General features: G+C 63.4%; 7 protein-coding genes. 4 read left to right on the forward strand and 3 right to left on the reverse strand.

The features are described from left to right. Position 1 precedes the first annotated feature (1 nt). Entirely contained in the window at positions 2 to 1,408 is a 1,407-nt protein-coding gene (locus KIT02_RS00295; RefSeq protein WP_297580763.1) for an ATP-binding protein, read from the forward strand. A 51-nt stretch (positions 1,409 to 1,459) separates the two neighbouring features. Next, positions 1,460 to 4,330 carry a bifunctional [glutamine synthetase] adenylyltransferase/[glutamine synthetase]-adenylyl-L-tyrosine phosphorylase gene (locus KIT02_RS00300; RefSeq protein WP_297580765.1) on the forward strand — a complete coding sequence of 957 codons (2,871 nt, stop codon included), beginning with the start codon at positions 1,460 to 1,462 and terminating at the stop codon, positions 4,328 to 4,330. A 21-nt stretch (positions 4,331 to 4,351) separates the two neighbouring features. On the opposite strand, the gene KIT02_RS00305 is transcribed toward KIT02_RS00300, so the two are convergent. Next, positions 4,352 to 5,953, reverse strand: coding sequence for a PAS domain-containing sensor histidine kinase (locus KIT02_RS00305; protein WP_297580767.1), 1,602 nt, complete (start codon positions 5,951 to 5,953; stop codon positions 4,352 to 4,354). A gap of 280 nt (positions 5,954 to 6,233) precedes the next feature. Further along, positions 6,234 to 8,870, reverse strand: a complete 2,637-nt coding sequence (gene pepN / locus KIT02_RS00310; protein ID WP_297580769.1) for an aminopeptidase N — start codon at positions 8,868 to 8,870, stop codon at positions 6,234 to 6,236. Between the two features lie 400 nt (positions 8,871 to 9,270). Between pepN and KIT02_RS00315 the strand changes: the two genes are divergently transcribed. Together KIT02_RS00315 and KIT02_RS00320 are read left to right on the forward strand one after the other, a co-directional pair. Beyond that, positions 9,271 to 11,121, forward strand: coding sequence for an ABC transporter ATP-binding protein (locus tag KIT02_RS00315; protein ID WP_297580771.1), 1,851 nt, complete (start codon positions 9,271 to 9,273; stop codon positions 11,119 to 11,121). A gap of 333 nt (positions 11,122 to 11,454) precedes the next feature. Beyond that, complete coding sequence (locus KIT02_RS00320) at positions 11,455 to 13,311, forward strand: ABC transporter ATP-binding protein (RefSeq protein WP_297580773.1); 1,857 nt, start codon at positions 11,455 to 11,457, stop codon at positions 13,309 to 13,311. A gap of 40 nt (positions 13,312 to 13,351) precedes the next feature. Here KIT02_RS00320 and KIT02_RS00325 read toward each other — a convergent pair whose 3' ends face one another. After that, a complete protein-coding gene (locus KIT02_RS00325; protein WP_297580775.1) occupies positions 13,352 to 15,322 on the reverse strand; it encodes an EAL domain-containing protein in 1,971 nt (656 codons plus the stop codon). Positions 15,323 to 15,350 lie beyond the last annotated feature (28 nt).

Below are 15,350 nucleotides of genomic sequence, written 5' to 3' on the forward strand. Positions count from 1 at the left end.
CGTGACCCGGTTTGCGCAGGTTTGGCGGACCTCCACCGTCCGGCTGACGGCGACCTTCATCGCCATTTTCATCCTGTTTTCGGTGCTGCTGATGGCGTTCATCGGCTGGCAGTCGAGCGTGCAGATCCAGCGCCAGCAGACCGACGATATCGACCGGGAAGTGCGCCAGTTCGAGCGCATCGAAGCCGGGCAGGGAATCCGGGCTCTGGCTTTTGCCGTCAATCGCCTGTCCACCCAGCCCGGTCCCGGCATCTATTTTCTCGGAGACGCCGCGGGTCAATATCTTTTGGGCAATGTGCCCGATGTTCCGGCCGAGGTGCTGATTACGCCGGGTGTCTATAGCTTCGATTATGACCGGCCGAACCTGTTCTCGGGCGACGACAATCCAGGGCGGCCGGGCAAGGTGGGCGTGGCCGTGGTGCGCTCGGTTGAACTGGCCAATGGTATGCGGCTGGTCGTGGGCCGGGACGTGGTGGAGCGGCGCGGCTATTCGGCGATCATCCTGCAGAGCTTTCTGGTCGGCGTCGTCGGTATTCTGCTGTTCTCGATCCTCGCCGGCGGCATTACGGCCCGGCGCGTGCTGCGCCGCATCGACACAATTCGCGATACCTCCACCAAGATCATGTCGGGCAACCTTTCCGAGCGGGTGCCCGTAACAAGGCGCAATGACGAGTTCGACGGCCTCGCCACCAATCTCAATGCCATGCTCGACCGGATCGAAAAGTTGCTGCAGGGCCTCAAGGAGGTCACCGACAATGTCGCGCATGATCTCAAGACCCCGCTGACGCGGCTGCGAAACCAGGCCGAGGCTGCCCTGCGCGATTCAGCCAGCACCGAAACGCGTGAGCAGGCGCTGGAAACCGTGATCACCGAAAGCGACCGGCTGATCCGCACCTTCAATGCCCTCTTGATGATCGCCCGGGCCGAGGCGGGGGCACCCTCGGGGGCACTCGCCGCTGTCGATATCAGCACCGTCGTGGCCGATGTCGCAGAACTCTATGGCCCGGTCGCCGAAGATGCGGGGATCGACGTCACCAGCGATATTGCCCTGGGTATCTCCATGCGGGCCAACCGCGAACTCATCGGTCAGGCCATGGTCAACCTGCTTGAAAATGCCGTCAAATATGCGCGTCCGGAAGACGGGAGCACCGGCCGCATCCGGATCGAGCTGTCGCGGCAGGCGGACAAGATCGTCATTGCCATCGCCGATAACGGGCCGGGTATCCCAGAGGCAGACCGGCAGCGCGTGCTCGAGCGCTTTGTGCGCCTGGAAAAGAGTCGTTCCGAGCCAGGGTCCGGGCTGGGACTGGCGCTGGTCAATGCCGTGGCGCGCCTTCATGGCGGCACCTTTCGGGTCGAGGACAATGCGCCGGGCGTGCGGGCCGTGCTGGAGCTGCCGGCAGGCTGACCGGTGCAGCTTGCCCGACGCGGTGCTGCAAGCTATGCCTGAAAAATGAGCATGTCCCTGACCGCCCTGCCTTCCGCAGATCATCCCCGCTTCGATGCGATGCTGGCCGCCTTGCCTGCTGAAGAGGCCAATGCCATCGCGGCGCAGGCCGGCCTGCTCGGCCCCCTGCTGGAGGCGGCGCCCTATCTGCTGGAACTGGCCGAGGCGCATTCCGGGTGGCTGGCGGCTGCCCTTACGGCGGATGCAGACACCGCCTTTGATGCCCTTCTGAGCGGCGTTTCAGAAGCCGGCAGGACGGCCGAGGAAGCCGATCTTGCCCAGGCCCTGCGGCAAGCCAAGGGCAGGACGGCGCTGCTCGCCGCGGTTGCCGAGACCGGTGGCGCCTGGACCACCGCGCGCGCAACCGAGGCCCTGTCCGATCTCGCGGATGCCGCCCTCGAAGCCTGCCTTGACCTGCTCATGCGCCAGGCCGCCGCCAAGGGGCAATTGCTTGACCCAGATGGCGCCCGCGCGGCCAATTCCGGGCTGGCTCTGTTTGCCCTGGGTAAGCATGGCGGCCAGGAGCTCAACTACTCGTCCGACATCGATATCGTCGCCTTCTTTGATCCGCAGAAGCCGGTCCTCAAGGATCCCGACGAGGCGACGAAAATCTATTCCCGCATGGTTCAGAAACTGGTGGGCCTGATGGAGGACCGCCAATATGGCGGCTATGTCTTCCGCACGGACCTGCGCCTGCGGCCCGATCCGGGCAGTACGCCGGTCGCGCTCTCCGTGGATGCCGCCCTGGCCTATTACGAGGTGCGAGGCCAGAACTGGGAGCGTGCGGCCTGGATCAAATCGCGCCCCTGCGCCGGTGACAAGGGCGTCGGGGAGGCGTTTCTCAAGGAACTGGCACCCTATGTCTGGCGCAAGCATCTCGACTTCGCCACCATCGCCGATATCCAGGCGATGAAGCGTCAGATCAATGTGTCCAAGAAGGTCGGCGCCATCCGGGTCGAGGGTCACAATGTAAAGCTCGGGCGCGGGGGCATTCGTGAGATCGAGTTCTTCGCCCAGACCCAGCAATTGATCGCCGGCGGCCGCGACAAGAGCCTGCGGGTGCGCCCGACTTCCAAGGCGCTGGCGGCTCTTGCGGAAGCGAACTGGATTTCTCCCAAGACAGCGCGCGAACTGACCGAGACCTATTGGTATCTGCGCGCGGTGGAAAACCGCCTGCAGATGCTGCGGGACGAGCAGACCCACATCATGCCCGATACGGCCGAAGACGTTGCCGTCATCGGCCGGCTGCTGGGCGAGCCGGATCTGGCTGCGTTCGAGGCCAGCTATCGCGCAGCACTCGAGCGGGTGGCGCGCTATTATTCGGAATTGTTCACCGAGGGCGAGACGCTCGGCACCGATCAGGGCAACCTGGTCTTTACCGGCAGCGACGATGACCCGGGCACGCTCGAAACCCTGACGGGCATGGGCTTTGCCGATGCCCACAAGGCCATCGAAACGGTACGCAAATGGCACTATGGCAGTTATGCCGCTACCCGCGCCTCCGCCGCCCGCGCGCACCTCACCGAACTGCTGCCTGCGCTTCTCGCCACCTTGGGCCGGGCCGGCAATGCCGACGAGGCCCTGGCGCGGTTCGACAATTTTCTCTCCCGCCTGCCGACCGGCGTTCAGCTTTTCGCCCTGCTGCGCAACCACGCGCAATTGCGCACCCTGCTGGTGCAGTTCATGGCCTCGGCGCCGCGCATGGCCGAGGCGGTCATTCATCGCGCCCATGTGGTCGATGGGCTCATCGATCCGGCTTTCGCCGATGATGTCACGCACCGCGACGTGCTCGTGGCCAAGGTGGATGCCTTCCTCGCCGATGCCCGATCCTACGAAGACATGATCGACCGCGCCCGCATCATCGGGCAGGAACAGAAGTTCCTGGTCGCCGCGGGGCTGCTGTCCGGCACGGTCAGCGCGGCGGGCGCCGGAGAGCAGTTCACTGCCTTGGCAGAGACGCTGCTGGCCAGGCTCTTTGCCCGCGTCCAGGACGAATTTGCCTTTCGCCACGGCCGCATCGAGGGGGCGGAGACCGCGCTCCTGGCCTTCGGCAAGATGGCCAGCGGCGAGATGACCTTTACCTCCGATCTCGACTTCATCCTGCTTTACGACGCGCCGGATCAGGAGTCTGACGGGGAGCGTTCACTGGCGCCGCCGCACTATTTCGCCCGGCTGACCCAGCGCCTCGTTGCGGCGATTTCCGCGCCCACGGCGGAAGGGGTGCTCTATGAAGCCGACATGCGCCTGCGCCCGTCCGGCAATGCCGGGCCGCTTGCAACCAGCATCGCCGGGTTTCGGGCCTATCACAAGGACAATGCCTGGACCTGGGAGCACCTCGCCCTCAGCCGTGCGCGCGTGGTCGCGGCAACCGGTGGGCTAAAAGCCGTTGTCGATGCCGAGATCGCCGAGGTCATGGACCGGCCGCGCGATGCCGAAAAGACCATAGACGACGTGGTGTCGATGCGGGCCCTGATGGCCAAGGAGCGCAAGCCGCGCCACCCCTTTGACCTCAAGCTGGCCGATGGCGGGTTGGTGGATCTCGAATTCATTGCGCAATCGGCGCAACTCGTCGCCGGTGCGACCGTCGCCTTGCCGCAGGCACCGACCGCCCGTGTCCTGGCGCGGCTCGGCGAAACGGGGCTGGTGCCCCAGGGGCAGCGGCTGGCCGAAATTCACGACACCTATGCGGCCGTGCTGCAGGTGATGAGTTCGGCGCTGGTCAGCCCGTTCAAACAGGAAGCCTGGAGCCCGGCCTTCAAGGACCTCTTGGCGCAGCTTTGCCACTATCCCGATTTTGGCCGGCTGGAACTGGACATCACGCAGATGATGGGTGAGGTCCGTGAGGCCGCGGACGCCTGGTACAACAAGGCGAAGGGTCTGTAAGGTAGAAGAAGAACGCTTGCTTCAGGCCGCTTCTGCCGCGCGATCCCGGGCCAGGGGCAGGGAGAAAGCCACGGTGGTGCCGACGCTGGGGCTTGAATCGATGGCCATATTGCCCCCGCTCAGTTCAGCCAGTGCTCGGGAGATGGAAATTCCAAGGCCCGGCCCCACGCCTTCCCGCGTAAAGGTGGCGTCGCCCAGGGCAAAGGGTTGGCTGAGGCTGGTCAGGCGTTCCTCGTTCATGCCGATCCCCGTATCGGTCACCTCGATGACGACACCATCGTCCGCGGCAAAGCCTTTGAGGCTGATCGTGCCGCCATGCGGGGTGAAGCGAACGGCGTTCTCCACCACATTGTCGACCATGCGATTGAGGCCGAGGCGGTCGCCGATGAGCACGGCGGGGCATGGCACGCCGCGATCAAGCCGGATGCCCGCCCGGGCCATTTGCGGCGCAAAACGCCGCGCGACGTCGTCCAGAATGGTGTCGACGGATACCGGGTCCTGGCGCAGCGGCTTCTGGCCGCTTTCAAGCTCTGCGAGGTCCAGAATGGTCGCGAAAGAATCGAGCAGGTGCTCGCCGGAATCCTTGATCGTCTGCACGTATTCGGCATAGCGCGCATTGCCGAGCGGGCCATAAGCTTCGTGCTTCATCAACTCGGCAAAGCCAATGATGTGGTTGAGTGGAGTGCGGATGTCGTGGCTGAGATGGGCGAGGAAGTTGGTCTTGGCGCGGCTCGCGGCCTCTGCCTTGAGCTTTTCCTCGTGATACCGGCGCGCCAGTTGGCGCTGGTCTTCGCGGATGGTGTCGAGAAGCGCATCGGTGCGCTTGCGTTCGGTAACGTCCGACACCAGCGTCATGAAGGTGCCGTCGTCCAGCGGACGCTCATCGATCAGGAGGCACGAGCCGTCTTCCCGATGAAGTTCCAATAGCCGGCTGTCATCGCCATCCCGCACCAGTTTCATGTAGCCACCGGCCACCAGCCGGGCCACGGCCTGATGATAGGTCACGTCGCGCTCGGCCAGGTCGAGGCGGTCACGATAGCGGTCGTTGCAGACGATCAACTGGCCGGCCTTGGTCCAGCAGGCAATGCCCATGGGAATGGCCGAGGCCAGCTGGCCGTAATTGTAGCGCTGCACCGGGTCAGGCATGTCGGCAACCCGGCGTCGGGATGAGAGGATGGTGACAAGGCCTGCGAGGGCCAGGGCAAGCCCGCCGCGGCCGGCTATTCCGGCGATGAAGGCACCCTCTTCGGCCTCTACCGACAGGGCCCCATGGGTTCCGGCGGGAACCATGTAGCTCAGGGGCTGGGTGGTGCGCTCGACGCCTTCGATCACATCCACCCGGCTGATGGCGCCGAAGCGGCCGATGGTGGTGTCGAGCGTGGCGCGAGCCATTTCAGGAGACTTATCAAGAATTTGCGCGGCAATCGCGGTGCCGATGACGCCGAGTTCTCGCTGGGTTTCGGCAAAGCTGCGGGTGATGTCGTGGACGATGAACAGCCCGGCGGCGAAGAATGCGGTCGCGGCGACCGCCATGGTGATGGGGGAGCGGCGGCGGCCATTGCTGTGTCCATTGCCGAGGCGGAATCGTGCCGCTCCGGCGCCGGATGCCTCCGACGGCCGCATGAAATTCTCCGTGATCAAAATAGGTTAGCCCCAAACCAACCGGCTTCTTAACAAGGTATGAATCAGCTTCGGGGGCGTTGTCCAGACCTCGGATCGGGCCATTTCCGGGCGGAATGGAAAAAGCAGAGTCGCTTGAATCACTTAGCGGTGAAGAAAAATTCTTCCAAAAAATTGGGCCCTCCGCGCGGCCTGGGCGAGCCGCATTTGGTTGCTTGCGGCTAGCGCATTGTTATCCTTTGCGCGAGGGGTGGGGAAACGCCAGGCGCTTCCCCATTTCGTGTCAGCCGGCCAGGATGCGGTCGAGGATTTCCCCGACATTGCGGCTGAGATTGCCCTGGGCCTTGAGTGCCTCGAGGGTAGCCCGTCCTGCCTCCCGCCTGCCGCTTTCCAGCATGGGCAGAATACGGAAGCCGGTGAGGATGCGCGAGGCCACTTGCGGGTTGACCTTGTCGATCTCGGCCACCGCTTCGGTGACAAACCGGAAGCCGGCGCCGTCGGCGCGGGCAAACTGCACCGGATTGGTCATGACGAAGCTGCCCAACAGCGATCGCAACCGATTGGGATTGGTGCGCGGAAAATCCGGCGCTGCCAGTGTCGCAGCCATGCGCTCGATCACCCCATCGTCAGGCGCCTGCGCGGATGCGGTGAGCCACTTGTCAAAGACCAGCGGATCGGCGGCATGCAGGGTGCGGAAATCGCCCAGCACGGCCTGGGCCGAATGGGTCCAGTTGCGCGCCGAGATGGCAAGTGCCGCATAGCGCTCGGTCATGTTGGTGGCGGCGGTATATTGCGAAGTGGCCAGCGCCGCCCCGGCTTCCGACCCGGCGGTGAGCAGCGACAGCAGCCCATTGCGCAGGGATCGCCGTCCGGCCTGCGCGGCGTCGGGGCTGTAGGGCGCGGTGATCGCGAGCCCCTTGTAGCGGGCTGCGAGGTCTTCGGCGATGGGTCCGACCAGGGCTTCGATCAACCCCTTGCGCGATCGCGCGATGGCGTCGGGATCGACGTCCTGGCCAATAAAGCGCCCAACCACGGATTCGGTTGGGATATCGATCGCCAGAGCCTTGAAGGCATCGTCGAGGTCGGGGCTGTCGAGTGTGTCCACAAGTGCGGAGCGCAGCGCGTCGGCTTCTGCGTCTTTCCAGTGCTGGCCGCGCGCGGCGTCGGCGATGAGCCGGGTGGAGACCGTCTGCAGGGCGTCCCAGCGGTTGAATGGGTCGCTGTCATTGCCGGCGAGGAACAGCAGGTCCTCCTGCGACAGGCTGGAATTGACCTTGACCGGTGCCGAGAAACCGCGGAACAGCGAGGGCACCGGACGGTTGGCGACGCCCGAAAAGGTCAGCGTGACGCTTTCCTTGTCGAGCAGGATCAGGTCGTCGCGCACCACGCCGCCTTCCACGCCGCTCCAGCCCATGGGGCTGCCATTGGGGCCGATCAGCCCGAACCGCACCGGGATCAGCAGGGGCTGCTTTTCCGCCTGGTTGGGCGTGGGGTCGACCTTTTGGCGCAGGGTGAGGGTATAGGTCTGGCTGCCGGCGTCATAGGCGTCCTCGACGCTGACCTGGGGTGTGCCCGCCTGCAGATACCAGGTGATGAACTGACCAAGATCGGTGCCTGTGGCGTCCTCGAACACTTTGACAAAGGCTTCGATGGTCGTGGCTTCGCCGTCATGCCGCTCGAAATAGAGGTCCATGCCCTTGCGGAACCCGGCTTCGCCCAAGAGGGTTAGCAACATGCGCACGACCTCGGCGCCCTTCTCGTAGACCGTGGTCGTATAGAAGTTGTTGATCTCGCGGTAGCGATCCGGCCGCGGCGGATGCGCCAGGGGGCCGCCGTCCTCGGGAAACTGGCTGCCCCGCAGGTTCTGCACGTCATGGATGCGCTGCACCGGCCGGCTGCGTTCATCGCTGGAAAACTCCTGGTCGCGGAAGACCGTCAGGCCCTCCTTGAGGCAGAGCTGGAACCAGTCCCGGCAGGTGATGCGGTTGCCGGTCCAGTTGTGGAAATATTCGTGGGCGATGACCCGCTCGATGGAATGATAATTGGTGTCGGTGGCGGTCTCCGGCCGGGCAAAGACCAGCTTGTCATTGAAGATGTTGAGACCCTTGTTCTCCATCGCCCCGAAATTGAAATCGGACACTGCGACGATGTTGAAGACATCGAGGTCATACTCGCGCCCGAAGCGCTTTTCGTCCCAGGCCATAGAGCGTTTGAGGCTGTCCATGGCATAGTGACACTCGTCTTCCTTGCCATGGGTGCAGTAAATGCCGAGGTCGACCTTGCGGCCGCTCATGGTGGCAAAACTGTCGGTGATCGACCCCAGATCGCCCGCGACAAGTGCAAAGAGATAGGCCGGCTTGGGGAAGGGGTCGTCCCAAACGGCATAGTGCATGTCGTCGGGCAGGGTGCCGCTATCGACCGGATTGCCGTTGGCGAGCAGGATCGGCGCCAGGGTGCGCGGTGCCGACATGCGCACCTTGAACGGCGCCAGAATGTCGGGGCGGTCGAGATAATAGGTGATGCGCCGGAACCCTTCCGGCTCGCATTGGGTGCACCAGGTGCCGCTGGAGCGATAAAGACCCATGAGCTTGGTGTTCGACGCCGGATTGAGCAGCACTTCGGTTTCGAGCACGAAGCGGCGGTGCGGCGGCTCGGCGACGGTCAGGCTGTTCGCGTCCGCCACATAGGCCGAAAGCACCAGGGGCGCGCCATCAATGGCAATGCTGTCGAGCTTGAGTTCATCGCCGTCGAGCACGAGCGGGGTGCCCGGCGCCGTCTCGCCACGGGGCTCGATGGTCAGTTGCGCCCGCACGCGGGTCGCATCTTCGAGAATCTTGAAATCGAGCTCTACTGACACGATCCGGTACGGGGTCGGCGCATAGTCCTTGAGATAGATGGTCTGTTCGGTGTCGGTGCGCATGAAAGTTCGTTTCTCCGGAAATGGCACCTGTTCCGGAGGCCTGGCATGGGTCACCACCGTGGAAGCAAGTGCCGGTCAAGCCGAGGGGCTCAATCGCAAAAAGTCTGTTCGCCTGTGTCTGTCCAGTCACAGACGATTCGTCGTTCTCGTGTATCCTATGCGGCTCTCGGCTGCATAGCGTGACTCATTGCCGTCAATTGAGACGGGATTGGGGAGGAGACGCTATGCTGCTGTCTGCACGCCGTTCCTCTGCGCCAAATGGGCGACATGAGCGGTGGTTCCAGAATTTCCGCACGGGTTCGCGCCGTCGGCCAACTTTGCCTTGACCTCAACCGCGGTTGAGGTTGCAAGGCTGTCGGCCATTCGACTCGAAAACGCTGTCATGAAGTGGTCTTGAACTATGCTGCGCTGGTTTGAATCCCGGCTCGATCCATATCCGAAGGGTGACCCCGTCGAGCCGCCCAAGGGCCTTCTGGATTTTTGTCTGCACTATAGCCATGGGGCCAAGCGCTGGCTGGCCCTGATGGCCGTTTCTGCGGCGCTGGTCGCCATTGGCGAAATCATCGTCTTCGGGTTTATCGGTGATGTGGTGAACTGGCTGGCTGCCGCCGACCCGCAGACCTTCCTTGAAACCGACGGCTGGAAGCTGGCCCTGATGGGCGCGATGATCGTGTTCCTGCTGCCTGCGGTCACGCTGATTTCCACCCTGACCATGCACCAGACGCTGCTGGGCAATTTTCCGCAGCGCATCCGCTGGATGGCCCATCGCTATCTCATCCGCCAGTCGATGAGCTATTTCCAGGACGAGTTTGCCGGCCGCATTGGCGCCAAGCTGATGCAGACATCGCTCGCCGTGCGCGAAGTGGTGATGAAGCTGCTCGACATGCTGGTCTATGTCGTCGTCTATTTTACCGGCGCGGTGGTACTGGCCGCTTCGGCCGACTGGCGCCTGGCCATTCCATTCCTGGTGTGGCTCGCCGCCTATATCTCGATGATGGTCTATTTCATCCCGCGCATGGGCAAGATTTCCCAGGCGCAGGCCGACGCGCGCTCGATGATGACCGGGCGCATCGTGGACAGTTATACCAACATCGCCACCGTCAAGCTCTTCAGCCATTCCAACCGCGAAGAGACCTATGCCAAGGAGGCCATGGATGGCTTCCTCGACACGGTCTATCGGCAGATGCGGCTGTTCACCGTGCTCAACACGCTGGTGTTGTGGACCAATGCGCTCTTGCTGTTCTCGGTGGGTGCCGTGGGCATCTGGCTGTGGATGGGCGGGGCGATGACGCCGGGCACGCTGGCGGTATCGCTGGGCCTGGTCATGCGCTTCCAGGGCATGAGCCAGTGGGTCATGTGGGAGATGTCCTCGCTGTTCGAAAATATCGGCACGGTCAAGGACGGCATCAACTCCATCTCGCTGCCCCGCGTCGTTTCCGATGAACCGGGCGCCGAAGTGCTGCCGGCGGTCAATGGCGACATCAAGTTCGACAACATCGCCTTCCACTACGGCAAGACGTCCGGCGTGATCGATGGGCTGAACCTGCATGTGCGTCCCGGCGAAAAAATCGGTCTCGTCGGGCGCTCGGGCGCCGGCAAGTCGACCATCGTCAACCTGTTGCTGCGCTTCTACGACCGCGCCGAGGGCCGCGTGCTGATCGACGGCCATGACATTGCCGGGGTGACGCAGGACAGCCTGCGCGCCAATATCGGCGTCGTCACGCAGGATACGTCTCTCCTGCATCGCTCGGTGCGCGAGAATATTCTCTACGGGCGTCCCGACGCCACCGAAGAGATGATGCGCAGCGCCGCCGAGCAGGCGGAGGCCGCCGACTTCATCGATACCCTGACCGACCCGCAGGGCCGCAAGGGCTACGATGCCCATGTGGGCGAACGCGGGGTGAAGCTCAGCGGTGGTCAGCGCCAGCGCATCGCCATTGCCCGTGTGCTGCTCAAGAATGCGCCGATCCTGGTGCTGGACGAGGCGACTTCGGCCCTCGACTCCGAGGTTGAAGCCGCCATCCAGGGGCAGTTGCAGATGCTGATGCAGGGCAAGACGGTGATTGCCATTGCCCACCGGCTCTCGACCATTGCCATGATGGACAGGCTGGTGGTGCTGGACAAGGGCCGCATCGTCGAGCAGGGCACCCACGCGCAGCTGGTCGACAGCGGCGGCATCTACAGCCAGCTCTGGGCGCGCCAATCCGGCGGGTTCCTGGACCTGGACGAGCCGGAGGAAGCGGCGCAGTAGCTTTTCCTATCTTCTCCCCTTGTGGGAGAAGGTGCCCGAAGGGCGGATGAGGGGGCGCAATCTCTCATCTGACATCTGAACATAGGGGGCATACCCCTCATCCGTCTCGGCCTGCGGCCGATCCACCTTCTCCCACAAGGGGAGAAGGAAGAATTTCCGGGGCGCCAGCCCCATCAACCAGAGGAGAACCCAAATGGGTGACATCATTACCAGCCGACGCAATCGCCATCCCGCTGTGGGCATGACCGCCATCACCCAAGCCAAATCGGATCGATACCGAACCTGACCGGATAAATTTCTGCGTCAGGCGCGGCTCAAACAAGAGCAGAACAAATGTTCAACCGCGTCGTCGACTATTTCGACACTCTCTATTCACCCGTGGCCCTGGCCGAAAACCGCCAGCCGCCCATGGGTCTCAAAGCCTTCGTTTCATATTTTATCGGCCAGTTCCGGCTCGCCTTCGCCGCCCGGATCGTGCTTGTGGCCATCGGCTCGGTCGCCGATGCGCTGATGCCGGTATTCGTCGGCCTGGTCGTGGGCATGCTGGCCACCACCAATCCCGGCGAGATTTTCGACCAGCACAGCCAGACCCTTCTGTGGATGATCGTCGTCGTGGTGCTGGTGCGCCCGCTGACCTTCCTCATGGATACCCTGATCCGCAATCATGGCATCGTCCCCAATCTGGTGGACCTGATCCGCTGGCAGAGCCATTGGCACGTCATCCGGCAGAGCTGGACATTCTTCCAGAACGACTTTGCCGGGCGCGTTGCCAATAAGGTCATCCAGGCCGGTGAAGCCATCGAGATCGGGGTCAACCTCACCATCGATGCCGCCTGGTATGCCTTGGTCTTCGTGGTGGTGGCGGTGGTCGTGCTGGCCCAGCTCGATCCGGTGCTGCTGGTGCCGATCGGGGTGTGGCTGCTGCTCTATGCGATCCTGTTCACCATCACCATGCCGCTCATCGCCCGCTACTCCGAGACGCTCTCGGAGGCCAAGTCGGTGATGACCGGCCGGATCGTGGACAGCTATACCAATATCCAGACCATCAAGACCTTCGCCACCGGCGGGCATGAAGACCGCTATGTCGCCGACAGCGTCATGGAACATGCCGTCGAGTTCCGCAAACTCATGCGGGTCTTCACATACATGTGGTCCATCCTGTTCCTGCTCAATGCGGGGCTGGTGGTTTCGGTGACCTGGCTGGCGCTGGCCGGCTGGAACCAGGGCGTGCTGAGCGCGGCGGCAGTGGCGACGGCGATCCCGTTTGCGCTGCAGATCATGAATATGAGCGGCTGGATCCTCGAAATCGGCTCCAACATCTTCCGCCAGGTCGGCACCACGCGCGATTCCATGGAGACCATCGCCCAGCCCCTGACCATGCTGGATGCGCCCGAAGCCGAACCCCTATCGGTAGAGGCCGGCGGGCTGGACTACGACAATGTCACCTTCAACTACTGGCGCGGCAAGGACGGGGCGGTGATCGATGGGTTCAGCCTGTCGATCAGGCCCGGCGAGAAGATCGGGCTGGTTGGCCGGTCGGGCTCGGGCAAGTCGACGTTGGTGAACCTCGCCCTGCGCATGTTCGATGTGCAGGAAGGCTCGATCCGGATCGACGGGCGCGATGTCCGTTCGGTGACGCAGGAAAGCCTGCGCGCCGCCATCGGGCTGGTCAGCCAGGACACGTCATTGCTGCACCGGTCCGTCCGCGACAATCTCAAATACGGGCGCCACGATGCCACCGACGACGAGATGATCCGGGCGGCCGAGCAGGCCAATGTGCATGACGTGATCATGGGCCTGGCCGATCCGCAGGGGCGCATGGGCTACGATGCCCATGTCGGGGAAAGGGGAGTCAAGCTCTCGGGCGGGCAGCGCCAGCGGGTTGCCATCGCCCGGGTCCTGCTCAAGAATGCGCCGATCCTGGTGCTGGACGAAGCCACCTCGGCCCTCGATTCCGAGGTCGAAGCGGCCATCCAGGAGCAATTGACGCATCTGATGACCGGCAAGACGGTGATAGCCATCGCCCATCGCCTGTCGACCATTGCGGCCATGGACCGGCTCGTGGTGCTCGAAAAGGGCAGGATCGTCGAAGAGGGGAGCCACGCCCAGCTTCTCGCCTCGGGCGGGCACTATGCCATGCTCTGGGAACGCCAGTCGGGCGGCTTCCTCGATCTGGATGCAAAGGCCTGAAGGCCAGACGGGGCGGGACTTTGGTCCTGCCCCGGACAATCTAACCGGCGGCGCGGCTTTCAATCCGGCGCAGGCTCTTTTCGCGCTCCAGATATTCGGGGATCGACTCGAGCCGCATCGGGCGGCCGAACAGGTATCCCTGCATGATCTGTCCGCCCAGGGCGACCAGGGCTTCCAACTGCTCGGTCGTCTCCACGCCCTCGAAGACGCAGGAAATGCCGAGGTTGCGGCAAAGATCGATCATGGTCTTGACGATGGCCCGGCTCGCCGGATCGTTGGTGACTTCCATGACGAAGGACCGATCGATCTTGATGCGGTGAAGCGGCAGCTTCTGCACATGCGTGAGGCTGGAATGGCCGGTGCCGAAGTCATCGAGGGCGATGCGCGAGCCAAGCCCCAGCAGGGTCAGCAGGGACTGGTTGGCCTGCTTGAGGTCGCGCATGACCGAGGTTTCAGTGATCTCGAAATCGATGCGGCAAGGCCCGCGTTCGGCGCCGACGATGTCGACGATCTGATCGATGGCTGTCGTCGAGGCGATATCGTTGGCCGAGAGGTTGACCGAGAGGCGCAGCGGCCTGTCGAGGCTGTGGCTGGCGGCAACGGCCTGGCGCAGCACGGTCCGGGTAATGCTGTTGATCCGGCCCGTCCGTTCCGCCAGTGGAATGAACTCGGCCGGCGACACCTCGCCCAGGATGGGATTGCGCCAGCGTGCCAGCACCTCAAAGCCGGTTGTCACGCCTGAGCCGACGTCAAACTGGGGTTGGAGCAGGATGTAGATCTCGCGGTCGAGATCGGCCGTGTGCAGCAGGTGCTCCATGCGGCGAACCTTTTCCAGGTCCTGCTCATGGCTGTGGTCGAAAACCGTGGTGTGCCCGCGGTTCTCCCGCTTGGCGACCGAGGTCGCATAGTCGGCTCGGTCAAACAGGGACTCGGCGCTGTCGCCCGGTCGCGATGCGGCAAAGCCTGCTGATGCCGACAGGCGGACCACCCCGTCCGGCAGATCAAAGGTCTGTCGCATGGACTGGCACAGTATGGCGCCACACCGGGCCATGGCACGATCATCGGCGGGGCCCTGCATGATGAGGGCGAAACTGTTGTTCTCGAGGCGAGCGACGAAGGTGTCCGGGCGCCGCAGTGAGCCGATGCGCCGCGCGACTTCAACGAGTACGCGATTGCCGGACAATTGTCCGAAAATCTCGTTGACCGACTTGAACCGGTCCAGATTGAGCAGGGCCACGGCGATGCTGTGACCATTGGCTTCCGCTTCCTTCAGCGCCAGCGCAAGCTGCCGATCGAAGCTGCGGCGGTTCGGCAGGCCCGTCAGCGCATCCAGATTGGCGATGCGGTGATTTTCTTCGGAGAGTTGCTGCGTTTCGATCTGGCGTTGGGCGATGGCACCACGCGAAGCCACAAGGGCGGCGAAATCCTTGTTGTTGCCCAAGAGGATAACCAACAGGGCCGCGATAACCAGCATCATGTTGATGGCGATCGCGATCAGCGTCACCTGTCCTGAGGCCGCGAAAAAGGCGGTGAACGGAACGATGACACACAGGCCCACGGCCAGCGCCGCCAGGCGCACATGCATCAGACAGAACATGCAGCCGATGGTGGTAATGCCCATGTAGAAGGCGATCTGCGACTGCAGATAGGCATCGCCATAAGGGAAGAGGGCGAAACTCCAGCAGGTAAAGCTGATTGCCATGGCCGCCCCGATCCAGATCATCGCGCGCAACTGCCTGCGCGCCTTGTCCGGCATGATCAGATTGTAGCGATTGCGCCACCACATGATCGTGCGGACGAGGCAAAGGACGGTCAGGACAGCCGGGATGATGACGGTGAGGTGGAACGGCGCGACATTGAAATGCGTCCAGGCCAGAATGATCGTATTGGACACGAGCATGCCATAGAGCAGCGGAACCTGCCGGCTGAGGGCTCGCCACTGCGCCAGGACGAGTTCAGGCGAGCCTGATGGTCCAGACGAAATCTCCGCGATGCGCCTGACAACAGACATGCCTCAAGCCCCCTCATGCGGAAGCTAT

Origin of the sequence: Devosia sp. (assembly GCF_025809055.1) — a bacterium.
GTDB lineage: Bacteria > Pseudomonadota > Alphaproteobacteria > Rhizobiales > Devosiaceae > Devosia.